General features: G+C 70.8%; 19 protein-coding genes and 5 pseudogenes. 16 read left to right on the plus strand and 8 right to left on the minus strand.

Annotated features, from left to right (window positions below; translation table 11 throughout):
- The first annotated feature begins 59 nt into the window (after positions 1–59).
- The 6 genes and pseudogenes from ABZ877_RS34605 to ABZ877_RS34630 all read left to right on the plus strand — a co-directional run bounded on the left by ABZ877_RS34605 (position 60) and on the right by ABZ877_RS34630 (position 5,117).
- Positions 60–380: a PAAR domain-containing protein gene (locus tag ABZ877_RS34605; protein WP_361079630.1), complete on the plus strand. Its 321-nt coding sequence runs from the start codon at positions 60–62 to the stop codon at positions 378–380.
- Positions 377–799, plus strand: coding sequence for a GPW/gp25 family protein (locus ABZ877_RS34610; RefSeq protein ID WP_361079632.1), 423 nt, complete (start codon positions 377–379; stop codon positions 797–799). The genes ABZ877_RS34605 and ABZ877_RS34610 overlap by 4 nt, the downstream gene beginning before the upstream one ends.
- Positions 799–2,760, plus strand: coding sequence for a putative baseplate assembly protein (locus tag ABZ877_RS34615; protein WP_361079634.1), 1,962 nt, complete (start codon positions 799–801; stop codon positions 2,758–2,760). Before ABZ877_RS34610 ends, ABZ877_RS34615 begins: the two co-directional genes overlap by 1 nt.
- On the plus strand, positions 2,757–3,320 hold the full coding sequence (locus ABZ877_RS34620; RefSeq protein WP_361079636.1) for a phage tail protein: 564 nt from the start codon (positions 2,757–2,759) through the stop codon (positions 3,318–3,320). The genes ABZ877_RS34615 and ABZ877_RS34620 overlap by 4 nt, the downstream gene beginning before the upstream one ends.
- A gap of 3 nt (positions 3,321–3,323) precedes the next feature.
- Positions 3,324–3,389 (plus strand): annotated as a pseudogene (locus ABZ877_RS34625) (zinc ribbon domain-containing protein); the annotation flags it as partial.
- A gap of 1,146 nt (positions 3,390–4,535) precedes the next feature.
- The gene (locus tag ABZ877_RS34630; protein WP_361079670.1) at positions 4,536–5,117 is read left to right on the plus strand and encodes a zinc ribbon domain-containing protein; all 582 of its coding nucleotides are present in this window, start codon (positions 4,536–4,538) and stop codon (positions 5,115–5,117) included.
- A gap of 153 nt (positions 5,118–5,270) precedes the next feature.
- On the opposite strand, the gene ABZ877_RS34635 is transcribed toward ABZ877_RS34630, so the two are convergent.
- Positions 5,271–6,884 carry a long-chain fatty acid--CoA ligase gene (locus ABZ877_RS34635; RefSeq protein WP_361079638.1) on the minus strand — a complete coding sequence of 538 codons (1,614 nt, stop codon included), beginning with the start codon at positions 6,882–6,884 and terminating at the stop codon, positions 5,271–5,273.
- 265 nt (positions 6,885–7,149) lie between these two features.
- On the opposite strand from ABZ877_RS34635, the gene ABZ877_RS34640 reads away from it, so the two are divergent.
- The 5 genes from ABZ877_RS34640 (at position 7,150) to ABZ877_RS34660 (ending at position 12,828) form a co-directional block, all read left to right on the plus strand.
- Positions 7,150–8,913 carry a GAF domain-containing protein gene (locus ABZ877_RS34640; RefSeq protein ID WP_361079640.1) on the plus strand — a complete coding sequence of 588 codons (1,764 nt, stop codon included), beginning with the start codon at positions 7,150–7,152 and terminating at the stop codon, positions 8,911–8,913.
- 226 nt (positions 8,914–9,139) lie between these two features.
- Positions 9,140–10,510, plus strand: a complete 1,371-nt coding sequence (locus tag ABZ877_RS34645) for an MFS transporter (protein ID WP_361079642.1) — start codon at positions 9,140–9,142, stop codon at positions 10,508–10,510.
- On the plus strand, positions 10,507–12,192 hold the full coding sequence (locus ABZ877_RS34650; protein ID WP_361079644.1) for a carboxylesterase family protein: 1,686 nt from the start codon (positions 10,507–10,509) through the stop codon (positions 12,190–12,192). The genes ABZ877_RS34645 and ABZ877_RS34650 overlap by 4 nt, the downstream gene beginning before the upstream one ends.
- A 13-nt stretch (positions 12,193–12,205) precedes the next feature.
- Positions 12,206–12,445 (plus strand): hypothetical protein, encoded by a 240-nt coding sequence (locus tag ABZ877_RS34655; RefSeq protein ID WP_361079646.1) that lies wholly within the window; start codon positions 12,206–12,208, stop codon positions 12,443–12,445.
- Positions 12,445–12,828: a toxin Doc gene (locus ABZ877_RS34660; RefSeq protein WP_361079647.1), complete on the plus strand. Its 384-nt coding sequence runs from the start codon at positions 12,445–12,447 to the stop codon at positions 12,826–12,828. Before ABZ877_RS34655 ends, ABZ877_RS34660 begins: the two co-directional genes overlap by 1 nt.
- A gap of 180 nt (positions 12,829–13,008) precedes the next feature.
- Here the strand turns inward: ABZ877_RS34660 and ABZ877_RS34665 are convergent, their stop codons facing one another.
- From ABZ877_RS34665 to ABZ877_RS34675, 3 genes are all read right to left on the minus strand, one after another.
- A complete protein-coding gene (locus tag ABZ877_RS34665; protein WP_361079649.1) occupies positions 13,009–13,896 on the minus strand; it encodes an alpha/beta hydrolase in 888 nt (295 codons plus the stop codon).
- Between the two features lie 119 nt (positions 13,897–14,015).
- Complete coding sequence (locus ABZ877_RS34670; protein WP_361079652.1) at positions 14,016–14,651, minus strand: TetR/AcrR family transcriptional regulator; 636 nt, start codon at positions 14,649–14,651, stop codon at positions 14,016–14,018.
- Positions 14,648–15,445, minus strand: coding sequence for an acetoacetate decarboxylase (locus tag ABZ877_RS34675; RefSeq protein ID WP_361079654.1), 798 nt, complete (start codon positions 15,443–15,445; stop codon positions 14,648–14,650). The genes ABZ877_RS34670 and ABZ877_RS34675 overlap by 4 nt, the downstream gene beginning before the upstream one ends.
- 101 nt (positions 15,446–15,546) lie before the next feature.
- Between ABZ877_RS34675 and ABZ877_RS34680 the strand changes: the two genes are divergently transcribed.
- Positions 15,547–16,425 carry a 3-hydroxyacyl-CoA dehydrogenase family protein gene (locus tag ABZ877_RS34680; protein WP_361079655.1) on the plus strand — a complete coding sequence of 293 codons (879 nt, stop codon included), beginning with the start codon at positions 15,547–15,549 and terminating at the stop codon, positions 16,423–16,425.
- A 68-nt stretch (positions 16,426–16,493) separates the two neighbouring features.
- Here the strand turns inward: ABZ877_RS34680 and ABZ877_RS34685 are convergent.
- Positions 16,494–16,633 (minus strand): annotated as a pseudogene (locus ABZ877_RS34685) (esterase); the annotation flags it as partial.
- A gap of 1,020 nt (positions 16,634–17,653) precedes the next feature.
- Between ABZ877_RS34685 and ABZ877_RS34690 the strand changes: the two are divergent.
- Positions 17,654–18,694: an SGNH/GDSL hydrolase family protein gene (locus ABZ877_RS34690; protein WP_361079656.1), complete on the plus strand. Its 1,041-nt coding sequence runs from the start codon at positions 17,654–17,656 to the stop codon at positions 18,692–18,694.
- A 208-nt stretch (positions 18,695–18,902) separates the two neighbouring features.
- Here ABZ877_RS34690 and ABZ877_RS34695 read toward each other — a convergent pair whose 3' ends face one another.
- Positions 18,903–19,091 (minus strand): hypothetical protein, encoded by a 189-nt coding sequence (locus tag ABZ877_RS34695; protein WP_361079658.1) that lies wholly within the window; start codon positions 19,089–19,091, stop codon positions 18,903–18,905.
- A 247-nt stretch (positions 19,092–19,338) separates the two neighbouring features.
- Between ABZ877_RS34695 and ABZ877_RS34700 the strand changes: the two are divergent.
- Positions 19,339–19,478: pseudogene (locus ABZ877_RS34700) on the plus strand (IS110 family transposase); the annotation flags it as partial.
- A gap of 1,232 nt (positions 19,479–20,710) precedes the next feature.
- Here the strand turns inward: ABZ877_RS34700 and ABZ877_RS34705 are convergent.
- Positions 20,711–21,142 (minus strand): hypothetical protein, encoded by a 432-nt coding sequence (locus ABZ877_RS34705; protein WP_361079660.1) that lies wholly within the window; start codon positions 21,140–21,142, stop codon positions 20,711–20,713.
- A 486-nt stretch (positions 21,143–21,628) separates the two neighbouring features.
- Positions 21,629–21,763 (minus strand): annotated as a pseudogene (locus tag ABZ877_RS34710) (TetR family transcriptional regulator); the annotation flags it as partial.
- Between the two features lie 5 nt (positions 21,764–21,768).
- On the opposite strand from ABZ877_RS34710, the pseudogene ABZ877_RS34715 reads away from it, so the two are divergent.
- Both ABZ877_RS34715 and ABZ877_RS34720 read left to right on the plus strand, forming a co-directional pair.
- A pseudogene (locus ABZ877_RS34715) lies at positions 21,769–22,421 on the plus strand (3-beta hydroxysteroid dehydrogenase); the annotation flags it as partial.
- An 855-nt stretch (positions 22,422–23,276) separates the two neighbouring features.
- The gene (locus tag ABZ877_RS34720; RefSeq protein WP_361079662.1) at positions 23,277–24,407 is read left to right on the plus strand and encodes a lipase family protein; all 1,131 of its coding nucleotides are present in this window, start codon (positions 23,277–23,279) and stop codon (positions 24,405–24,407) included.
- The last annotated feature ends 384 nt before the right edge of the window (positions 24,408–24,791 follow it).

Here is a 24,791-nt window from a genome sequence, read left to right on the forward strand (position 1 = left end):
TTACCGAGCACCGCCATCCGCCAGCGCCCACCCGTCCCCATCCCCCATCAGGAGCGACCATGCCCGCAGCAGCCCGTACCGGAGACCCCACCACCCACGGCGGCCGGATCACCACCCCGCCGCCCATGTTCGCCGCCGCCGTCCTGACCGTGGAGATCGAGGGTCGCCCGGCCGCCGTCGAGGGCAGCCTGCACGTCTGCCCGATCGCGCCGCACGCGGCGCTCGGCCCGGGCAACGTGGTCATGCCCAATCCGGCGGCCCTCGCCCGGGGCGCCGTCCTCATCGGCGGGGTGCCCGCCGCGCGGATGAACGACAAGACGGCGTGCGGCGCGCAGATCCTGCCGGGCGCGCTGACCGTGCAGATCGGGGGGCCGATGTGAGCGAGCGGTTCATCGGGCGCGGCTGGGCGTTCCCGCTGCGGGTCGGGCCCACCGGGGGCATCGCCATGGTGGAGCGGGGCCGGGAGATCGAGGAGGCCATCCGGCTCGTCCTCGGCACGGCGCCGGGCGAGCGGCCGATGCGCCCCGAGTTCGGCTGCGGCATCCACGACTACGTCTTCGCCCCGGGCGACGGCGCCACGGCGGGGCGGGTCGCGCAGCAGGTGCGCGAGGCGCTGGAGCGGTGGGAGCCGCGGATCAGCGTGGACGACGTCGTCGTCGCCTTCGACTCGGTGGACGCGGGCACCTTGTACATCGACGTGCACTTCACCGTCCGGACCACCAACGACCGGCGCAACCTGGTCTTTCCCTTCTACACGATCCCCTCGGAGGAGGGGGCCGAGGAAGCGGTCGGCAACTGATGGCCCTGCCCTCCCCCAATCTGGACGACCGACGGTTCCAGCAGCTCGTCGACGAAGCGAAGCGGTACGTGCAGCAGCGTGCGCCCGAGTGGACCGACCACAACGTGTCGGATCCGGGCGTCACCCTGATCGAGACGTTCGCCTACCTCGTGGACCAGCTGCTTTACCGGCTCAACCGGGTCCCGGACAAGAACTACCTGGCCTTTCTCGACCTGTTGGGCATCAAGCTGTTCCCGCCGGCGGCCGCGGGCGCCGAGGTCGACTTCTGGTTGTCGGCGCCGCAGACGGAGACGGTGACGTTGTCCGCGGGCACCGAGGTGACCACGGCCGCGGGTGACGACGAGGACGCCGTGGTGTTCGCCACCGTCGGCGAACTGGACATCGTGCCGAGCGAGTTGACGCGCCTGGTGACGGCACCGCGCAGCGGTGACCAGACCGACAGGACCGGCGCGCTCGCCGAGGGACGTGACGTGCCGTGCTTCCAGGCGGCCCCGGAACCGGGCGACGCCCTGCTGTTCGGGCTGCCGACGGCGGTGCCGCGCTGCATCGTCGCCGTACGCCTGGACAGCCGTGTCGAGGGCGTCGGCGTCGACCCGCGGCAGCCTCCGCTGGTGTGGGAGGCGTGGGACGGCGCGCGCTGGCGGCGGTGCGAGACGGGCGAGGACTCCACCGGCGGTCTCAACCGTCCCGGCGAGGTCGTCGTGCACGTCCCCGCGGGGCACACCGCCTCGGTGATCGGCGGCACCCGGGCGGGCTGGCTGCGCTGCCGGGTTGTCGAACCGGAGCCGGGCCAGCCGTTCTACTCCGAGTCGCCCACCGTGCGCGAGGCCGCCGTCTTCACGATCGGCGGGACGGTGCGCGCGGAGCATGCGGAGACGGTGACGGACGTGCCGCTGGGCGAGTCGGAGGGCGTCGCGGGGCAGACGTTCCGCCTCGACCGCCCGCCGGTGCTGCTCGACGGGGAACCGCCGGTGGTGGAGGTGTCCTCGCCCGAGGGGTGGCTGCGCTGGGACGTCGTGGACCACTTCGGCCGGTCCGGACCCACCGACCGGCACGTGCAGGTCAACGCCTCCACGGGCGAGTTCACGTTTCCCCCGGTACTGCGCGAGGCCGACGGGACGCTGCGCTTCTGCGGCGCCGTACCGCCCAAGGGGGCCCAGGTGCGGGTCGCCCGCTATCGGACCGGCGGCGGTCCGGCCGGCAATGTCGCGCGGGGTGCGATCAACGTGCTGCGCAGTTCCGTCCCGTACGTGGCACGGGTCGGCAACCGGGAGGCGGCGCACGGCGGTGTCGCCGGTGAGACCGTCGCCAACGCGAAACTGCGCGCTCCGCAGGCTCTGCGGATGCAGGAACGCGCGGTGACCGCCGAGGACCACGAGATCATCGCCCGCCAGGCGGCGCCCTCGGTGCGCCGGGTGCGCTGTCTGCCCGCCGCGGAGGAACCGGGTGCGGTGCGCGTCCTCGTGGTGCCGGACGCGGTCGCCGACGAGGGCGACGACCGGCTGCGCTTCGAGCAGCTGATCCCCTCCGACCAGGTGCTCGCCACCGTCACCGAGGCCCTCGACCAGCGGCGGCTGATCGGCACCCGGCTCGTCGTGGAGCCGCCCGTCTACCAGGGTGTCACCGTCGTGGCCCGGCTCACCGCACCGGGCGGCGACACCGACCGGGTCCGGGAGACGGCGCTCGCGGCGCTGTTCCGCCACCTCAACCCGCTGCACGGCGGACTCGACGGGACGGGCTGGCCGTTCGGGCGGCCGGTGCAGTACGGGGAGGTGTACGGGGTGCTGCAACGCGCGGTCGGCGACGTGCTGGTCGAGGACATCCGGCTGTTCGCCGCCGACCCGGTCACCGGACGGCGTGGCGCACCGTCCGACCGCATCGACATCGGCGCGGGCACCCTCGTCTTCTCGTACCAGCACCAAGTGGTCGTCACTTCGGCGGACGCGGAGGCCCGCGGATGAGCCGCGCCGCCGTCCCTGGGCTGCCCAGCCGTCACCCCATCGGGGAGCAACTGCCCGCCCTGTACGCGGAGGACGACTTCGCCCAGCGGTTCACGTCCGGCCTCGACACGGTCCTGGCGCCGGTGTTCGCCACGCTCGACAATCTGCCCGCCTACCTCGATCCCCGGGTGACGCCCGAGGACTTCCTGGCCTGGCTCGCCTCCTGGGTGGGCGGCGCCGACGACCCGCGCCACCCCCTCGCACTGCGCCGCTCGGCCACGGTCCGGGCCATGGAGCTGCACCGCAGGCGCGGCACCGCGGGGGGCTTGGCCGAGGCCCTGCGCCTTGTGCTCGGCGTGGGCGCGGACGTGGTGGGGGGCGGCGCGGCGGCCTGGTCGCGCACGGCGGGCGCGGCGCTGCCGCCCGCTCCGGCGGCCGAGGTCCTGATCCGGGTCTGGCCCGAACGGACCCCGGACGTCGACGCGGACCGGGTCCGCGAACTCGTCCGGGACCTGTGCCCGGTGCACACGGCCTGGCGGGTGGAGGTCCTGCCGGGACCGCCCGCAGACGACGGAAGGTGAGTCATGCGCGAGTGCCCTGCCTGCGGGGCGTCCAACGAGGACACGGACGACTTCTGCGGCAACTGCGGCAGCTATCTGGGCTGGTCGGACGGGGCGTCGGACCGCTCGGCCCGCCGACCGGCGGAACCGTTTCCGGATCCGGCCCCGACGGCGGAGCCGGTACCTGATCCGACCCGGTCCGCGGACCCGCTCCCCGACGCGGCCCGGCCGGTGGACCCGCTCTCCGACGCGGCCCGGCCGGTGGACCCGCTCTCCGACGCGGCCAGGCGGACGGCGACCCCGGCCCCCGGTCCGGCCCGGTCAGCGGGCCCGGTTCCCGGTCCGGCCCGGTCGGCGGAGTCGGTCCCCAATTCGGCCCAGCCTGCGGACCCGCTCCCCGACCCGGCCCGGCCGACGGACCCGGTTCCCGATCCGGCCCGGCGGACGGCGGGCCCTGTTCCCGATCCGGCCCGGTCAGCGGACCCGCTCCCCGACCCGGTCACGCCGTCGGCCACCGCTCCGGAGACGGCATCGGCCGCGCCGCCCGCCGCACGCCGGGGGCTCCCGGGCGGCCCCTCGCAGGCCGCGCCCGCGACACCGCCCGCGCCCGCCGCGCCTGCGGGACCGGCGGGCGGCACGCAGGCCGGAGCGCCGGGTCCACCGGCTTCCGCGACCGACGCCCCCGCCCGACGACCGGCCACGCCCGCCGAGCCGCCCGGGGCGGATCCGACCGCCGGAACGGATTCGAGAACCGGGGCTGATCCGACGGCCGAGGCCCCGGCCCCGCGCCGATGGGGCGGCCTGCGCTTCCGGGGCACGACACGCAAGCGACCGCCCGCGACGGACACCGCCTGCGGAACCGCACCGGCCCAGGACGCCTCCCGGGCCACCGCACCGGGACGGCCCCCAGCGCAGGAAATCTCCCCGGGCGTATCCCGCACCGGCTCCACCACGGGTCCGGCAGTACCGCCCGCCACCCCGACACCTGCCGCACCGTCACCCGTCCCGCCGACGCCTCCCGTCGCGCGGCGGCCCGCAGCGCCCCAGCCCGTAAGGCCGGCCAAGGCCGTCGCCCCGCGCCCCGTCGTGCGGACGGCCCCGGCGCAGGAGGACACGACCGGGGCGCCGTGCCCGGCGTGCGGAACGCCCAACCCCCCGGGCCGCAAATTCTGTCGGCGGTGCGCGGCGCCGCTGGCCCCGGTCGCCGCGACCGCGTCCCTGCCGTGGTGGCGGACGATGTGGCCGCTGCGTCCCCGGCGCACCCGGGCCGGCTCGGGCCGGCTGACACGGGCGCTGGTGGTGCTCGCCGTGGTGCTGGCCCTGTGCGCGGGCGGTTTCCTTCTGTTGCCCTCCGGACGGCACCTGATCGAGGACACCCGCGACAAGCTCGGCAAGGCGAAGGCGGTGACCCCGTCGCGCGTCACGGCTACCGCCCAGCTGGCCGGGCATCCGGCGCGCGACAGCGTCGACGGGCTGAGCAACCGGTACTGGGCGGTGTCCGGCCCCGGCGCCTCCGTCACGTACACGTTCGGCCGGCCGTTCCGTCTGGTGGACCTGATCATCACCAACGGCGCCTCGAAGTCCGCCGAGAAGTACGCGCGTGAGGCGCGCGCGCTGCGGATCGACGCCGAGGTGACGTCGGGGGACGGTGACGTGCGGCACAAGGAGTTCTCGCTCAGCGACAAACCCGGACCGCAGACCATCCAGATGGGTATCAGCGACGTCACGACGATCCGGCTCACCCTGAACGCTCCCACGGGTCTGGCACGCGGCCGCCACATCGCTCTCGCGGAGGTGGAGTTCTTCCAACGGGCGTGACACGCAGCACGCGTGGCGGCAGCGAGGCGCGAGGCCGGTCGCTGGGCGGGCAACAGCAACGAGCGGGCCGACGGGGGCCCACCACCATGAACCTGGCACCGCTCACCTGACGGCCGTGCCCCGCGCCGGGGGTAAGAGCCTGCGGTCGCGGTCCTACGGGGTACGCAACGACTTCCGCAGCGTCTCCTTCGACACCTTGCCCGTCCCGGTCGTGGGCAGGGTGTCGAGCACGATGAACTCGTCCGGCATCCACCACGAGGCGACGTGCCGCGCGACGTGTTCGCGCAGCTGCGGCACCGTCGTGGCGGAGCCCGCCCGCCAGACGACGAAGGCGACCGGGCGCTCCACCCACCGCGGATGGTCGCGTCCGACGACCGCGACGTGTTCGACGTCCGGGTGGGTGGCGATGGCCGCTTCGAGCTCGACCGAGGAGATCCATTCGCCGCCGGACTTGATCAGATCCTTGATCCGGTCCACGAGCCGCAGGTAGCCGTGCTCGTCGATGGTGGCGAGGTCACCGGTGCGCAACCAGCCGTCCGGCGTGAAGCTGTCGCTGCCCTCGCCGCCGAAGTAGCCGCCCGCCACCCAGGGCCCCGCGACCTGGAGTTCGCCGACGGACTTCCCGTCGTGGGGCCGTTTCTCACCGGAGTCGACGTCGACGATCCGCAGGCTCACCAGCGGGACCGGCTGTCCCTGCGCCGTGCTGACGTCGTCGCGGGCTTCGTCGTCCAGGACGTCGTGCTGGCTGCGCAGACCCCCCACGGCGCCCACCGGGCTGACCTCCGTCATGCCCCAGGAGTGGGTGAGGGGGACGCCGATGGCTTCCTTGTAGGCCGAGGACAGCTCGGCGGTGACCCTGGACCCGCCTCCGAGGAGCAGGCGGAGCGAGTGCGGGCCCTGGTCCTTGAGCCCGGGGAGCAGGTCCGTCCAGACGGTGGGGACGGCAGCCGCCAGCGTGACCTGGTGGCGTTGGATCAGACCGGCCAGGTGTGCGCGGTCGGCCGAGGGCCCGGGCAGGACGAGGTCCGCACCGGCCATCAGGGCGCCGTAGGGAAGCCCCCAGGCGTTCGCATGGAACATGGGGACGATCGGCAGGACCACGTCCCGTTCGGTGATGCCGATCAGCCCGGCCGCCAGGGTTCCCAGACAGTGCAGGACAGTCGACCGATGGCTGTAGAGCACGCCTTTGGGGCGGCCGGTCGTGCCGGAGGTGTAGCACAGTCCGGCCGCCAGATTCTCCTCCGCGCCGGTGAAGGCGGCCTCGAAGGACTGCTCGAACGGTGGAGCCGCCGCCATCAGGGCCTCGTAGTCGTGGAACCGTGCGTCGGACGGCAGTTGGTGGTCGGTGCCGTCCGGGAGAACCACCCAGTGGCGTACACCGGGCAACCGGTCGAGACACTTCTCGATCAGCGGCAGGTGGCACCGGTCGAGGAAGACGATGTCGTCTCCGGCGTGGTCGATGATGTAGGTGAGGTGCTCTGCCGACAGCCGGATGTTGAGTGTGTGCAGAACACGCTTGGTGATCGGTGCGGCGGCGTAGATCTCCAGGTGTCGGCGGTGATTCGCCGCCAGGGTCGCCACCCGGGCTTCGGCCGGCACCTCCAGTGCGGCGAGTACCGAGGCCAGGCGCCGCACCCGGCCTGCCCAGGAGCCGTAACAGGTCTCGGACCCATCGGCGTCGACGACCCGCTTGTGCGCGAACAGCGCCTCGGCTCGCTCGAAGAGGTGTGCGATCGTCAGCGGTCGCGGCTGCATGAGCCCGTCCATCGCGCTGCTCCTCCCATCCGTTCAGGGGGCGCAGGCGGCTTTCCCCGCGGTCCCAATCTTCGGCTCGTGGCCGGTCGGACCCCGGTCGGGGGCCGACCGGCCAGTGGTCCGCCTCACCGTAAGAGGCGAGATCGGTACGAAGGGAGGTGAACGTGCGCCACATCCCCACGCATGAGGGTGGATGAATCATCCACCCTCATGGCAGCATCTCGGCCAGCCTCGGCAGGACGCCGGGGCCTGCCACCGACGCGATGACGCAGGGGACATGAACGAACGAGCGGACGCGACATCCCGGCCCGGACGCGAGCGCGAACTCGCCTCGCTCTATGCGACAGCGAGGTCGCTGACCGCCCTGGGCGCCGTCGAGGACGTACTGGGCTCCATCGTGCGGCACGCGCACGATCTCATCGGAACCGACTTCACCTACCTGTCCCTGCTCAGCGACGACGGCACCCTGCGCATCACCGCGAGCGAAGGCACCATCTCGGCGGCCTTCCGCTCCGCACACATCCCGCCGCGCACCGGACTCGGCGGCAAGGTGATCGAGTCACGCGCCGCCCACTGGGTCGGCGACTACTTCGGCGACAAGAATCTGCGGCACGACCCCGGCTTCGACGCGGTGGTGGACAACGAGGGGCTGGTCGCGCTGCTCGGGGTGCCCCTCCTGGTGCGGGACCGGGTGATCGGTGCCCTCTTCGCGGCTCACCGCAGCGCACGCCGGTTCCGTACCGACGAGATCGCCCTCCTGAGCGCGTTCGCCGACCACGCGGCGGTCGCGCTGGACAACGCACGACTGTACGAGGAGAGCCGCAACGCGTTGGCCGAACTGCGGTCGGCCTACCGCACCATCGAGGACCAGATGGAGCTGATGCGGCGGGCCCAGTCGGTGCACGAGGTGCTGACCGGCGTGGTACTCGCAGGCGGCGGGCCCCAGGTGGTGGCCTCCGAACTGGCCCAGCAGATGGGAGGCCGGGTCCGGATCCTGGATCGCGACGGCACGCTCCTCGCCCACGGCACCCCCGGTGAGTCCTGGGACGGCCACGCCGACGACGAGGCGCTCGCCCAGGTGATCGACGGCGCCCGCAGCACCGGGCGCGCGGTCATGGCAGCGGGCGCCGACGGCCGCCGTCACAGCGCAGCGGCGATCCGGGCAGGCGAGAGCCTCCTGGGCACCCTGGTGTGGAGCCACCACCAGGAGCCCTCCCCCACCGACGTACGCAGCCTGGAACTGGCCACCCATGTTGTCGGGCTGCTGATACTCAAGGACAACGCTGCCGCCGACGCCGCCGAGCGGCTCAGCGGGGAGCTCCTGACCGAACTCATCGTCTCCAGCCCCCAAGTGGACGACACGCAGCGCAGCCGCGCCCGCTCGCGCGGCGTCGACCTCGACGCGCTCGGCACACTGCTCGTCGCGCGGGCCGACGGCGCCTCCGCCAAAGACCTCGTCCGCCACCTGCACACCATCGCCCGGCAGGAAGCCGCTCTGGCAGGTGAGCACCTCGGCCAGGCGGTACTGATCGCCCCCAGAGACGACGCGGAGCCCTTCGCCCGCACCGTCCACCAGCGGCTGCGCACCGAACTCGGCCGGCCCGTCCTGCTCGTCTGCGAACACGTCACCGACCACGACTGGGCCCGCGCGTTCTTGCGGGCGAGGGACTGTACGACCGTCGCCCGGCACCTGGGAGCGACCGACCTCGGCACCACGACGGACCGCTACGCGCTCTACGCACTCGTCTTCGACGCCGGCCGACGGGACGAGCTGGACCGGTTCCTCACCGACACCATCGGCCCGCTCCTCGCCTACGACGCCAAGCGATCGACGGATCTCGTCACCACGCTGAGCGCCTACTACGACCACGACGGCAACCTGCGCCGGACCGCGCAAAGCCTCCAGGTCCACCTCAACACCCTGCTCAAACGACTCGACCGGGCCTCCAGCGTCCTCGGCCGGGACTGGCGCACCACCGACGACCTCCCTCTGCGCCTTGCGCTGCGCATGGAGAGCCTCCGGCGCGCCGTACTGCTCTGACGCAGAGCCCCGACGCCGTCCCGGCGGTGTTTGTCTCATACACCAGCAGGCGTTCAACTATGGATGTTTGTGTCCTCATGACCTCCTGGACCGCTCCCTACAGTGACGGCGACCACATGGGGCCGGGACGGGACCCGCCCGAACAGGGAGAACGCATGAGCGTCGTACGAGAAGACCGCGCAGTGCCACACTGCCGCAGCCAGGGCCAGACCCCTGGGGGCGCACTGTGAACCAGCAGCAGAAGACACGAGCCGGGATCGACACCGGCACTGACACCGACGACACCGACCGCGTCCATGCGGTGGCCAGCCGCAAAGCGGCATGGCACCTCCTGCCGATCCTCTGCCTGGTCTACTTCATGGCGTTCGTGGACCGCACCAACGTCGGACTGGCCAAGACCTCGCTCGGAGCCGACGTAGGCGTCAGCGCCGCGGCCTTCGGCACCGGCGCCGGCGTCTTCTTCCTGAGCTACGCGCTCCTGGAGGTGCCCAGCAACCTGATCATGCACCGCATCGGCCCTCGTCGCTGGATCACGCGCATCGCCGTGACCTGGGGCGCACTCTGCGCCTGCATGATGTTCGTCCAGGGGGAGCTCTCCTTCTACCTCGTCCGCTTCCTCCTCGGAGCCGCCGAGGCGGGCCTGTATCCGGCCCTCATGTACATCGTCACCCTCTGGTTCGCGCAGCGGCAGCGGGCGACGGTGGTTGGCATCCTGTACCTGGCCGTGTGTGCCGGTCTCGCGCTCGGAGGACCGATCGGCGGCGCGATCATGGAACTCCACGGCGCGGGCGGCCTCTTCGGCTGGCAGTGGATGTTCCTCGTCGAGGGCGCGATCACGATCGTCGTGGGCGGCGTCGTGTGGCGGTGGGTGCCCGACAAGCCCTCGGACGCACCGTGGCTCACCACGCGGGAAGCCGCAGTACTGGACGAGCGGGCCGCCGCGGGCACGGCCCCGGCACACGCCACCTTGAAGGGCAACGCCAAAGTGGCGTTCGGCCGCCCCTTCATCCTCGTACTCTCGGTGATCTACTTCGCCAACCAGATCAGCAGTGTGGCGATCCAGTACAACTTCCCCTCGATCGTCGAGAGTCTGGGGGTCGACGGTTCCTTCACCATCGGCGTGGTGAGCGGGAGCGTGGGCATCGGCGCTCTGGTCGGAGTGCTCGTGATCCCCAGGCTGCACCGCAGGGCATCAGGAGAACTCCGCGTCCTCACCTGCGTCACCATAGCCACGGCAGCGGTAGCGGGGATCTACACGTTCGCCGACGGAGCCGTCGCCCGCATCCTGCTGATCGATGTCGCGATGATGCTGCTCATCGGCGTTCTCCCCCTTTACTGGTCGGTCGCCATGGCGCGCATGTCCGGCCTCATGGCCGCGGCCGGACTGGCGTTCATCAACACAGTCGGACTCCTCGGCGGGTTCGCCGGGCCCTACCTCTACGGATACGCCGAAGGCCGGGGCAGCGATGCCGGCGGCCATGCCGTCCTTCTGGGCGGTGCCGTCCTCGGCATGCTGCTCCTGCCCCTCTTGCGGAAGACCGTCCGCGACGAAGACCGCAGATCGGCGGCACTGCCGCAGAGGGAGGAAGCACGATGAGAGTGTGCGAACGCCTCGCCGCCGTGGTGCTCGGCATGATGATGGCGGCCACGTCGACGACCGCGGCATCGGCACACAGCGCGCCGGCCACCCCAATCGTCCGGCAGACCGACCTCGGAAGGGTCTCCGGGCTGGACCAGAGCCGGTCCACCGGCACCTACTCCTGGCTGGGCATCCCCTACGCGGAACCGCCCGTCGGAGCCCTGCGCTGGCACGCCCCGGTCACCCACCGGCCGTGGGACGGCGCGCGCGACGCCACCGCTTACGGCGACGGATGCATCCAGCAGGGGCGCATGTTCAGTCCCGCCCCCAGCGGCCCCCACTACGGACTCGACATCCGCGACGGCCTGAACAAACCCGTCGGCTCCGAGGACTGCCTCACCCTCAACGTCCACCGCCCCTCCACCTCCCAGGACAACCTGCCGGTCATCGTCTTCATCCACGGCGGCAGCAACGTGGTCGGCTACTCCGCCGACCCGATGTACGACGGCCGCGCCCTGGCCCGCAAGGCCAATGCGGTCGTGGTCACCGTCAACTACCGTCTCGGCGCCCTCGGGTGGCTCGACCTGCCACAGCTCAAGACCGGCGACCCGGCCAACGACTCGGGCAACTTCGGAACCCTGGACCAGCTCGAGGCACTCCGCTTCGTCCACCGCAACGCCGCCGTCTTCGGCGGCGACGCATCGAACGTGACCGCCATGGGTGAGTCCGCGGGCGCCGTCAACGTATGGGCCCTCATGGTGTCGCCCTTGAGCAAGGGCCTGCTGAACAAAGTGATCCCGCTCAGCGGCGGTCTCCTGTTCTCCACTCCCGAGAAAGCCCGCACCTACGCCGACGGTCTCGTGGACGCGGCCGTCGGCACGACAGACAGCAGGGACGAAGCGGTGCGCCGGATGCGAGCGCTGCCCGCCGCTGACATCATCCGCGCACAGACCAGCCGTGGCACCAGCGTCGGTGACCCGCCGGCGGTGATCGCGGACGGCACGGTCCTGCCCACGGACCACCACGCGGCCATCAGAACAGGCAGGTTTCGCGACGTACCCGTCCTGGCAGGGAACACCCTGGAGGAAGGCAAGCTCTTCGGCTCCCTCATCGGCGCTTACCGTCCCTCCGATTACGAACGCTTCACCCGCCAGTACTTCTTCGACCCCGACGAACCTTCGCCCTACCGGGTGCGCGACTTCATCAACGACCGCTACCTGCCGGCCGACGCCCCCGACGGGTGGAACGAAGCCTCCCGGCAGCTGACCGACAGCATCTTCACCGGGATCGCCCACGACTCGATGAACTCCATGAAAGAGGCCGGGAACAACCACCTGTACTCCTACCGGTTCGACTGGAACCAGGAACCCGCTCCGTTCGACACCGTCTACGGTGCCGCCCACGCCATGGACCTGCCGTTCGTCTTCGGCACTTTCGACAAGGGACTGTTCGCCTTCGCCTTCAACCACCGCAACGCACCTGGCCGCCTGCAGCTGTCCGCCATGATGACGAACAGCATCCGCGCCTTCATCCGCACCGGAAACCCCCAGCACCACGCCCTCGGCACACGGTGGCGACAGTGGCCGAGCAGCCTCGCTCTCGACGCGGGGAACAAGAGGGCCACCGCCCGACTTCGACCGGCCGCCGACGGACCACAGCAGTCGGGGCGCTTCCCCGCTACCTTGGCGGGTACCAAGTAGGTACCATGCGAGTATGCCGTCACTGAATGTGTCCTTCACCGACGAAGAGATGGAAGGCGTGCGTGCCGCTGCCGCCGCCGAGGGCAAGAGCCTGAAGCAGTACATGCACGACCTGGGGGTGCGTGAGATGCACCGTAAGCGGTTCGTGGCAGGCGCTGCGTCCTGGGCGGACCGGCTGCGTGAGGAGTTCGACGGCGCGTTCCCGGACGAGGTTCCTGCCTCCGAGCGCGACCGGGGAGCCACTGCCGCCTGATGAGCGAGATCCTGTACGTAGACGTCTCCTGGCTCCTGGACGTCCAGGACATCGCCCTGGGGCACGACGATGTGTCCGTCACCGACTACTCGGCTCTGGTCGCGGCGGTCGCCCGCCACAAGACCCGCACGCCGACCCTGGCCGAGTCCAACCCCGACGCCGCATGGCGTGCCGCCGCACTCCTGCACACCCTCGTGCGGCTGGAGCCGCTCCCCCACCGCAACAGCCTCTTCGCGGCCTTCGTGACCGCCCAGTACCTGGACCAGTCCGGTGAGGGCATCGACCCACCGTACGGAGCGCTGTCGGACCTGATCAGAAAGGTCCGCGAGACCCGGCTGAAGGTCCCCGAGATCGCGGACGCACTCCGCTCCTGGCGGATCTGAATCCCGTGCTGCCGCCGTGTCTGAGGGGCAGCCGATGCGAGCCCTCCTGATCCGCCGCACCAGCCGCCGAGTCGACGTGCTCTTCGCGATGCTCCGTGACGGCATCCCCGCCTCGCTCAAGGACGCCTGACCACGGGGACGGGCAGCGAGACGGGGGGCGGCGTCCGCCCCCTGGCGAGGTCAGGTCGCGGTGACGGTTTTGATGATCTTCCTGGCGTGGGCGAGGGCTGTCCGCGATTCGGGGAGTTGTGGCAGGCCGACGAAGACGTGGAAGGCGTCGGGATAGAGGTTGATCTCGGCGTGGGTGCCGGCGGCCTTGGCCTTGGCGACCATCTTCTTGGCGTCGGGGCACAGAATGTCGCGTTCGCCGTGGAAGACGGAGATCCGGGGCAGGGCGCGCAGGCTGTCGTTGAGCGGGCTGAGCCAGGGGTGTTGCAGGGGGCGGTCGCCGGCCCAGCGGCTCATCGCCCAGCGCGCTCCTTCGCGGCCGACCATGGGGTCCCGCGGCTCGATGGCGGGGATGTCGGGGTTGGTCAGGGTCGCGTCCGCACAGGGTGAGAACAGCAGGACCGCGTCGGGAAGGGGACGGTGTTCGTCCCGGGCGCGGATGGTGAGCGCCATGGCGAGGGCGCCACCGGCTGAATCGCCCGCGGTGATCACCGGCAGCCCGGATTCGGTCAGGCTGTCGTAAAGGTTGTGGAGCTTGGGGTAGGCCTCGTCGCCGGTGTGCTCGGGTGCGAGCGCGTACAGAGGGACAGTCACGCGCAGCGGGGTGGTCAGCCCCAGGTGTCCGATGATGTGCCAGTGCGGTGTGACCAGTGGGTGCACATACGCGCCACCGTGCGTATAGAGCAGCTCCCCGGCAGGGGGAACACCTTTTGGGGTGAGCGTGATGACCGGCATGCCCTCGATGTTGCTTTGGCGGACGTGGTACGCCCTGCGGAGGGTGCGCGGTACCTCGGCGTCGGGGCGGTCACGGTCGACCTCCGCGGCGATCGCATCGGCCGAAGCGAGAGGCTTCGGCCGCAGCCGTAGGGCCTGCACCATCGCTTTCATCAGCAAAGACATCGTGTCTCCTTCTCGTTCACGGACTTACACCTGAGCAGGTCACCCATCACATGAAGTGCCGGGGGCCCACCTTCCGGGCGAACGACAACAGCCACTGAGCTGAGCGCAGGCGCTGTTGTTCACTGGTCGGTGGTGAGGCCGAGAACGATGCCGCGGACGACGGCTTCGCGGACGGCTTCGGGGTCGTCGTGGAGCGGCGACTGAGTGATCGCGCCGACGTGCGCGGTGATGACGGCCCGGGTGTAGTCCTCCGGGGAGTGAAGCGGCCTGCGGCCGGTGAGCTGAAGGGCGTGCATCAGCAGTGGCTGGAGGTGCCGACGGAGCTGCTCGGCGTGCTCGCGCAGTACGGCCGCGACCTCGGGCCGGTGTTGGGCCTGAGCCGCGAAACTGGTACGGATCGCCACCCACTGCGGGTCCACCGGAAGCGCCCGCAACATCGTGGCCACGACGGACTCCAGGGGGAGCCGAGCCTGCTCAGGAGGCGGCGCGTCGGCGGCGAGCGCCTCCAGCCGCTGCTGAACCTCGGCGTTGCGCTGCTCGTACAGGGCGAAGAAGACGTCGTCGACGGTCTTGAAGTTGGAGTAGAACGCGCCGCGGGTGAACCCGGCGCGCTCACAGATCGCCCCGATGCTGACGTTGGTGGTGCCGTGCTCGGCGAACAGGTCGGCGGCCGCGGCGATCAGCTGCGCGCGGGTCGCCTTGCGCTGGCGGGGCGGCCGGGCGGGCGCGGGCGTTGGGGTGGTCGGGTGATTCATGGGGCCATCTTCTCCGTCTGCGGCTGCCGGCCTGTCTCGTGGGTGAGGGGTGAGCCGCTGTGCAGGTAGTCGTGTACGGAGGTGACCGGGCTGAGGGTCAGGTCGGTGAGGATGTGGCTGGCGGAGACGACCTCGAGTACCGGCAGATCGGCCAGGGGGGCCATCACGTGCTCGAACAATTGCAGGCGGGCGGGCCCGGTCCAGGCTTCGTTGACCACGATGTCGGTGATCTCGGTGCGGACCAGGTCCGAGGCGCGCAACTGGCCGGTGAACACGTTGGGCACCTGCTTGAGCGCGAAGGTGGGCACGGTGATCTGCGCCCGGGCCGCGTCGGGGTCGAGGGGCTGCCACTTGTAGGGCATGGTCGCGGTGGCCACCCGCTGGCCGCCGCGGTCCAGGGTGCCGACCAGCGCACCGGTGTCGGTGAACAGTGCCGGGCTGCCGGCCACCTTGGGGTAGGCGCTCAGCTCGCGGCCCGCGGCCGTGGCGGCGAAGCTGTCCAGGTACATGGCGTGCAGATACTCGCCCGTCTCGCCGTCGAACTCCACGGCGATCGCCTGGCCGCACTCCAGGTAGGGGCCATAGCCCTCGACGTCACCCATTTTCATCACTTCGAAGCGCACCAGCGGCTCGGGCACGGCCAGAGGTTCGGGCACCACCGCGCGCAGGGCATCGGGGTCGGTGCGGTAGACGATGTTGAAGTACTCCCGGTCGGTGAACCGGGTCGCCCGCACCGGATAGACCGGCACCCCCAGCGGCGTGAGCGGCTGACGCACCACCTCGGACTCGCGCACTGTTCCACACTCCTTGCGATACAAAACGTATTGAGTACAGTTTGCATCGAGTTCGTGTGTCGGGCAACCAGCCGGACCGAACGTGCACAAGGAGTCCCGTGATGACCCACACTTCCCGCCAGCTCGCCGCCCGCCCGGTCGCGGTCATCGGCGCAGGCACCCTCGGCCGCCGCATCGCGATGATGTTCGCCTCCGACGGCGGGCTGGTCCGCCTGTACGACTTGTCAGCCGACGTCCGGACCGCGGCCCTCGACTACGTCACCGCAACGCTGCCGGAGGTGGTCGCCTCCCGGCCCGGCGCCACCGAGGGCCGGGTGGTCGGCGTCGACACACTGCAAGCCGCACTGGCCGACGCCTGGCTGGTCATCGAGGCGGTGCCCGAGCGGCTCGATCTCAAGCGCACCCTGTTCGCCGAACTGGACCGGATCGCCCCGCCCGACACCATCCTGGCCAGCAACTCCTCCTCCTACGCCTCCCGCCTGTTCGTCGACCAGGTGGAGCACAAGGAGCGGGTACTGAACGTGCACTTCTACATGCCGCCGGCACAGAACGCGGTCGACCTTATGAGCGATGGCGCCACCGACCCCGCGATCATCGAACGGCTCAAGAACGAGCTGCCCCGCTACGGAGTGCACCCCTTCGAGGCCCGCCGGGAAAGCACCGGCTTCATCTTCAACCGGGTCTGGGCCGCGATCAAGCGCGAGGCGCTGGCGGTCGTGGCCGAAGGGGTGACCACGCCGGAGGAATTCGATGCGATGTTCCAGGTGAACACCGGCGCAAAGCTCGGGGTCTTCCGGATGATGGACCAAGTCGGCCTGGACGTCGTCCTCGACATCGAAAACCACTACGCCGCGGAGAATCCGCACCTGCCCGAAGGCCCTCGCCGACTGCTGCACGAGTACGTCGACACCGGCCGCCTCGGCGTGAAGACCGGCCGCGGCTTCTACGACGACTACGCCACCGCAGCGAGCGACGCCTGACGCACCGCCCACCATCACGTCGAGCCGCACGCATCACCCTCTCTCGCGTCGATATCGCCGGCGAACGACCACCGGCCGACGGCATGGTTCTGCTCGACCTGCGTGGGGACCCCTTCTCGGACGCCCAGCCGTAGACCGGCAAGACAATGGCGGTACCGGCCCCGACGGTGAGCTCCCGGAAGAGGCGGTCGTGAGTTTCGTCGTCGCCGGAACCGGCTGGTGGAGGCGGGACGGCGAACCCCCGCCGAGGAGGCGGTGCGGATCTACCGTCGGCGGACGGCGGACGGCGGACGGCGGACGGCGGACGAGAAATGACACCCCTACGGAAACCGTCTCCCTTCCACTTGCGACAGGGGATCACCGCATCGTGCCTCACGCACCGTCTCTCTATCACCAGGACGGAAGGCCCGCCCGGGGCGCGCCGGCTTCCGGCCGCCAAGGACACATGCTCGTGCTGACCCGCATCGGTGCCGGGCTGGGTCCCTCGGGGTGCCAGTGACGGCCGCGTCCGCGCCTGCCACCGGCGAGGGGCCCAGCCTCGGCGGCCCGACACCACCCACCGGGCAGACGGCCCAACGATGATGGGGGTGTCGAACGCGGCAGAGAACTGTGCCGCGCTGGTGTCCACGTCGATGTAGGCCGACCTTCCGTTCACGTACGGCTGACAGCCTGCCTGGGCGTCGTCCTGTCAGCGCCCATGATGTTCGGCATGAGGGTCTCCTCCTCGTTGCTGACGAAGCGTCATGGAGGCTGGGACAGCATAAGATTCCGTCCCGGCCGCACACCCCAACTCGGCTGCATTTGCGGCAACTTGAGCCCCCACCTCACCGTCACCCTTCATGAACGCGTCAGCCCGTAGAGGGGCATGACGGAGGGGTGCAGGACGCGCTCGCGCCACGCCGGCTCCTTACAACAGCTCCGGGCGCAACACCCGTTCAGGAGAGCCGACGCTGAGGGCGCTGGGTGCCGCACCACGACGACGTCCGGCCAGAGGCCGGGCCGCGAGACGCCAGTACGGTGCGCTGCGGGGCGCTGCCCGACCGAGAGCACAGCCGCTTTCCCGTCAACAACCCCGTCGAGCAGGCATGGCGGGGTGGCGTGACGGCGTTGTCCAAACCGTCCGGTTTAGCAGCGGATGCATTGCTTCGCCGGGTTGCTCCCATGGACGATCGCAAGGCCGCTGCAGTGCGCTCTTTCCGTGTCTGAGCGCCGACGAAAGGACACCATCATGCCCGCCCCCCTGCACCGCACCACGAAGATCCCCGCCGCCCGGCTGGCCGCCGCTGCCGTCGCGCTGGGCAGTTGCCTGGCGCTCGCCGTCCCGGCGGGAACCGCCGACGCGGCGCCCGCCGATCCGGTGAAGACCGTCTTCTTCGGCGACTCCTACACCGCCAACTTCGGCATCGCCCCCGTCAACAACCCTGAGAGCGAAAGGGGATGGTGTTTCCAGGCCACGAAGAACTATCCCGGCGTCGCCACCGAGAGCCTGAAGGGCAAGGGCATCACGCTCGACGTCCAGGCGGACGTCTCCTGCGGCGGGGCGCTCATCCACCATGTCTGGCAGCCGCAGGAGCTGCTTCAGCCCGGCAGCGGCCTGAGCGTCCCGGAACAAGAGAAGGCGCTCACGGAGGACACCCGGCTGATCGTGGGCAGCATGGGCGGCAACACGCTGGGCTTCAACCAGATCCTCAAGCAGTGCTCCACCAAGCTCCGGGGCGCCAGCCTGCTGCCCGGGGACCCGGTGGACGCGGAGTCGCCGGCCGACAAGTGCGCGGAGTTCTTCACGTCGGACGACGGGAAGGCATGGTTGGACTACCGGTTCGAGGTGGTGGAACACCAGCTGGGCGACATGCTCAACCGCCTCTTCTACCGTGCCCCGGACGCCGAGCGTGTCCTGGTCGGCTACCCAAGGCTCGTGCCCCAGGACACCACCAAGTGTCTGAAGGCGGCTCCCGGCCAGACGGAACTGCCGTTCGCCGACATTCCCCAGGACGCCTTGCCGGTCCTGGACAAGATCCAGAAGCGGCTCGACGACGTCATGAAGAAGGCCGCCAAGGACGAGTTCGCCGACTTCGTGGACCTCTACGACCACACCGGCGGCAACACGGCCTGCGACGGGATCAACCGGGGCATTGGCGGCCTGCTGGAGGAATCCCAGCTCGACCTCTTCGGCACCAAAATCCCGTGGTACGCCCACCCCAACGAAGAGGGCCGCGACCTCCAGGCCCAGCGCGTAACCGCCAAGGTCCAGGAGGTCCTCAACCGCTGACGCAGGCCCCACCGGCCCGCCGGACCACACCCCGGCGCAGGCCGTCCGCTCCCCCACAGAGCCCCAGGTCCGCCTCGCGGCCTGGGGCCCCGCCGCACGGGCAGCACTGGAACTTCCGCTCCGGCGAGGAAACCCGGTACAGCGTCTCCGAAGCGGCCTGGAAATTGCCGAGCGGGGTCGGACGCCCGTCCCGGGATAAGCATCTGGATCATGTCTCGTATGCGCCGCGCTGCTGCAGCCGCAGGGTACGGGCGAGGCTGACCAGGGTAACCAGCGCGCTGTTGGACAAGCACCCCAGGGCAGCCAGGCCGACGGTGATCTCTGAGGCGCGCTGCGCGCACTCGGCGGCGGCGGTGGCGAAAGGGACTTGGTGGGCGCCGACGAAGAAGTTCTGCATCCAGGGCCCGGGAAATCGTGCCCCCGCCCACCGTTGTGTTTTCAGCGGTCCTGCAAGAGGGCCGCTGGCCTCCGGGCCCGGCATGACTGTGTCCCCCTGTCGAACGAATGACCTGGGAGTGGTGTGGTCCGGCCACCGTCCGGTCCGGCGCAATGCGGGCAGCTCACGGACGGCAGGTCTGCATAACGTGGATGCGCGAGTACGACACCGACGGCCAGACCAGCCGCAGCAAAGATGATGCAGCACGATGCTCGACACCAGCGACGTCGGCGTGTTCCTCGGTCTGCACGTCGGCAAAACGGCTCACCCCGGCCAGCAAGAGAGTCTTCGACAAGCCGCTGCCCAACAGCGAACTGAGGTAGGCCCGCCCATCAGCGGATAGCCTCGGTGACACCGACCCGGCCTGCCGACACCGGGGCCGTCCGAGGGCCAGGGCATCCCGCCTGCGTACACCGCCGGGGTCCACTACCGGGGGCCCACCGCCGGTTCGCCTCCGTCTCCACTGTGACGCGCGGCCGTGGCGCTCCGGCCTGGCCGTGACGGCAGCCGGCCGCTGCGTGCCCTGGACGGTGCAGCCGAGTACGCCTTCCCCACCGAGGACGAGATCAGCTACCCCAAGCAGGTCCGCGACGAAGTCAAAACCGTCGCCAACCAGATCGTCGAACTCGCCGGCCTGGGCATCGATCCGTCTGAGATCGGCGAACCTCTCGGGCAGCGCCCGCCGCCACACCCGGCCCTGCGGCGGCTGGTTCGAGACCCAGGCGATGCCCCGCGCCCGGCTGCTGGCCGTCGTCCTGGTCGTCCCCCCGCCGCATCTGCTCTGACACGTCGGCGCACTCGCCCGGTGCCGCCCGAGGCCGGGCCGGATCGCAGGCGGGCAGGGCCACCGGCCGCTGAGAGCCGTAGCCCGGGCCTGCCTGGGCCGCGCGAAGTGTGGGGCTGCGGCGCACCGGCCGCCGACGCTGCTTCAGCGCCGGCTGTCGGACGAGGTGTGCCGCACCTCACCCCCCCCACTGCGCCCGCCGGCGGAACATAGCGCCAGGGTGTGGCGTTGGGAAGGTTGTGGCTGCGGAGGGGACAGTGTCCCCGGGCCTCACCTGTAGCCCATGGGGAAGATCGTCCGGCTGAAGCCCCATGGAGCCGCTCGCCGCGAGGCGACCGCCCTCCGCCCGCCACACCCCAAGCGGCCCTGGCTGGTCTCCCCCGTCCAGCCAGGGCTCTTTTGTGTCCGGCAGCGGGCGCCAGTCGCTCCGTGAGCGAGCCGCGCACCGGCTACCGGCAAGAGAGGCTCGGGTGCGCGGGCCGCACTGGACCACGCCCGTCTGTATGCGGACTCACGCGTGTGTCTGGTCCAAGGCGAAGTTGACGATCTGCCGAGTGCGGTGTCGGCGGCAACTCGTACAGGCACCCGTCGTCCTCGCGCAGCACCCGGCCCCGGTCGCCCACGAACGAAGGCCGGCGCTGCGACGTCGCGGGCGGCCTGCCGGCGGTGCTCGGAAGGCGCCTGCCTGCGGGGTGTGCAAGCACCTGTCCGCCCAAGCGATCCGTTGGGAGGGTGCGGCCGGGGCGTGGCGCCGGGAGGGCGTGGGCCCGGCCGCACCCGATGCGGTGCGCGCGGGTCAGATCCGGCGCAGCCGGACCGTCTCGCCGCAGCGCTTGCCGAGCCAGATCTTCCTGTCGACTCCCGAGCCGGCCAGGCGCGGGTTGTCGTAGGTGCTGGAGCCGGGGCCGCCGGGGTTGACGGTGACGGTGACCCGTTCCACGCACCAGTCGTCGTCGTTGTCCTTGCCGGCGAAGCGGAGGTAGACGGGGTAGCGGTCGAGGTCGTCGGTGTCCAGGCGGGGCAGGCGGGGATCGTTGCGGTCGGGATCCAGGACGTTGGTTCCGTCGCCGAAGACGTAGGTGTAATTGTCGCCGGGTTCGAAGTCGTCGCGGGAGGCGTCCACGTGGAACTCCCGTCCGGCGATGCCGAGGTAAACGAAGCCGTCAGTGCCGGCTTCCGAGTCGGTCGCCGTGTACAGCTGGACGCTGAGCTTGGTGATGTCAGGCATTGGTTCCTCCATGCGCAGTTGTGACCCGTCCGGACGCACGCCCACCGGCCCCGACATTCGGCGCCCAGCAGGCAGCCGGACGCGCAGAGGGGCGTCAACGGGCAGGTGAAACGGGTCTGTTGGGCAGCGCGACCATTCGACCGCGCTCACATAAAGTGTCTGATCACATACAGAAAGTATTCAAGGTCTCGCGGGCCGCCCGCCGATGCATCGGCGGTACAAACACCCAGCGGAAGCAGAGGAGAGCCCCGGCCCCCACGCCCCGAGCACAACAACCGCCCACGCGGACACCGATCATCTGATAGCAGAAGACCTGAAAAGCACAACCGCCCCGCAGCCCCTCCCACCCGCCCCGGAAGCCGCCTGCCCAGGACGGCGGGCACGACCGCACCAGGGCGCCTTCCGGTGGGCTGCGGGCAGCACGCCCGACTCGAACCGATTCCGGGCTCCGGCCGCTGCCGCGCAAACAGCGGGCGAGGTTGCCGGTCAGCCCAGCGAGGCGGTCGCTGCACGCAGTTCGTCGAGGGCCGCCAGGGCGTACCCGGCCAGCTCATCCTTGCCGTCACGGTCGCCCTTCGACCATTGGGCGTTTCCCCGCTTGAAGGCGAGGACGCCCAGCTCACACCTTCAGCAGCCCCGACAGCCTCGCGAAGTCGGTCGCGAAGGAAGGTGCCGCCCTCGCAGCCCTCGGCGAAGCACTCGTCGGCAGCGACCGTCCCTTCGTCACTGTCTCGGGTACGCCCGCCGTGCCGGGCCGCGCATCCGTCAAAAGCGACCCACTGCCCACCAACGGACCGGTCGGAGGTCGCGGCCGTGCGGTCACGTCGGTCCTGGGCTGTCCTCGCGCGGGGTCCGCAGCAGCGCCGTACGTCTGCCACGCACGGTGCACAACCAGGGCTCCGGCGCTTTCGCCGGCCTGTTGATCAACATCGCACGCCAGACCGGCGTGTCCGGTTACCCGGGCAACGGCACACAGCGCTGGCCGGCCGTGCACGCTCTCGACGCGGCAGTCCTCTTCCGGCTCGCCCTGGAACAGGCGGAAGCAGGTACCTCCTGGCACGCCGTGGCCGACGGGGGCGACAAGGTACGCGATATCACCACAGTCATCGGCCGACGGCTGGGCCTGCCGGTCGAGTCGGTACCGGCGCAGGCCTTCGGCCCCCTCGGCCAGATCTTCGCAAGCGACCAGCCCTCGTCCAGCGCGTACACCCGGCAGGCGCTCAACTGGGAGCCCAAACACCCCCGCCTGCTGCAGGACCTGGAGAACATCCAGCCCTGACCGGCGACCCGGACGTTCAATCAAATCCCCCGCCTCGGCAATGCCCGCTCCTGTCTGATGCGAGGGGGCCCAGGCGGTGAGCGAGTGCCCCCGCCGGGATGGCGGTCCCGCAGCGCAGTGGCTGCGCCCCGCCGGAGTCGCGTCGCCGACGCGAGGTTGCTCCGGCCTGCGCCCTTTGGAGCGTGACCGGCAGCCGAGGCGGTCTACCGCCCCGCCCCTACCTCCACCCGAAACCGTCATGCCCGCGCGTCGCCACCGCCAAGTTTCCTGCCCGCATCGAAACCCGGCGCTGTGACAAGGGACTTGAGCTCGTAAACATCTGCCCAGCACACGACGGCCCCGGCTGTTACGGCCCTGGCGCTTGATGTCGGTCCCTGCGCATGTCCGCAGCTCCCGCCCGGCCCTGCGGGAGTGTGGACCCGCACGCCGATGTTCTTGGCCGGGCACCGACGCGGTCCTGCCGCCCGGGCCAGCCGGCCGATCGGCAGCAGTCCCCTTGTTCGGGTGGTGAACGTGCCGCCTTACGGTCAGCCGTCGCGTCGAACAGGCGAGACGGACCGGGGTGACAGCGTTGTCCAAATCGTCTGGTTTAGCCGCAGGTCCATTGCTTCGCCGAGTTTCTCACGCGGACGATCACAAGGCCGCTGCCGTGCGCTCCCCCTTGTGTGCACGCCGACGAAAGGACACCGCCATGCCCGCTGCCCTGCACCGCACCACGAGAACCCCCGCCGCCCGGCTGACCGCCGCGGCCGCCATGCTGGGCAGTTGCCTGGCGCTCGCCCTGCCCGCGACGGGCGCCGGCGCACAGCCCGCCGCCCCCCCCTCTCGTCCCGGGCGGTCCCGTCCCCGGCGGCGGTGCAGGCGGCGGAGCGGCCGCCGTTCTACGACCCGCCGGCCACCCTGCCCACGCACAACGGTGATGTGATCCGCTCGGAACGGGCCGCCTTCTACCTGGACCCGCTCAGGCTGGTCAGGGCAGGCGCGAGCGTCGAGCGGATCATATACCGCACCACCGACCGCACCGGGAAACCGATCGCGGTCACCGGCACCGTCCTCACCCCGCACAAGGCCCACTCCGGACCGCGGCCGCTCGTCGCCTTCGCCCCCGGCACTCAGGGACTGGCGGACAAGTGCGCTCCGTCCCGGCAGATGGACGAGGGCACCGAGTACGAAGCACTGCCCATCAAGCACCTCCTCGACCAGGGCTGGGCCGTGGTCGTCCCCGACTACCAGGGGCTGGGCACCCCCGGGGTCCACACTTACATGGTCCGCGAGGCCCAGGGGCGCGCCGTCCTGGACGCCCTGCGGGCGGCCCGGCGACTGCACGGAGCAGACGTGTCCGCATCCGGTCCTCTCGTGCTCTACGGGTACTCTCAAGGCGGCGGCGCCAGCGCCGCAGCCGCCGAACTCGCCCCCGTCTACGCGCCGGAACTGGACCTCAAGGGCGCCGTCGTCGGCGCTCCCCCCGCCGACCTCGATGCAGTCGCCGCGAGCCTCGACGGATCCGCCTACGGCGCGTTCTTCAACTACTCCCTGTCCGGGCTCGGCGCCGCATACGGCATCAACATCGACGCCTACCTCAACGCCTACGGCAAGCGAGTGACGGCAGATCTGCGGGACCACCAGTGCACCACCCAGGCCATCGCCAAGTACCCCTTCCTGCGCTCCCGTTTTCTGACCGCCAATGGCCGGCCGCTCACCGAACGCCTGAAGTCCGCGCCCTGGAAGGAGATCGTGGCCGAGCAGCGGCTCGGCACGCGAAGGCCGGGCGTGCCCGTCCTGTTGTCCCACAGCCGCCTCGACGACGTCATCCCCCACACCGTTGGCGCCCGCCTCGCCGCCGACTGGTGCCGGCTGGGCGCAACGGTGAAGTTCACCACCAACTACGTGCCCGGCCACATCGCCGCCACCGCCGCCACCAGCATCGAAGCCACCCCCTGGCTCAAAGACCGCTTCACCGGCGAAGACGCCCCCACCACCTGCTGACCCCCGCGCCACCACGCGCCCGCCGGCACCGGGACCGTGGAGGGCGCCTCACACGGCGCGCCGCTGGCCTCCAGTCGGGCGCGAGCAGGGCGGCTTCATCCAGCACGAGCAGGGCCGGTTCATTCAACGCGAGTACGCCCGGTGGTGTCCGGCGCGGTGCCGGCACTCGTGCAGCGCAGGTCGCGGCACGCACCGGCCAGCCCATTCGGAGCCGCGAACCGCTCAGGTGGAGGTGGTGGCGCGGCGGTTGCCCCGTGCGTCGCACGGCAGCTCGGCCGCCGCGTTGTGCTTGAGGAAGTCGCGTTCGGCCTGCCGGCCCGTCTCGGTGATCGCACTCGGGGCTACCGAGGTGATCCCGCCGAAGGGCCGGTCCACGTCCCGGAT

It is taken from the genome of Streptomyces sp. NPDC046939, assembly GCF_040644575.1.
Taxonomy (GTDB): Bacteria; Actinomycetota; Actinomycetes; order Streptomycetales; family Streptomycetaceae; genus Streptomyces.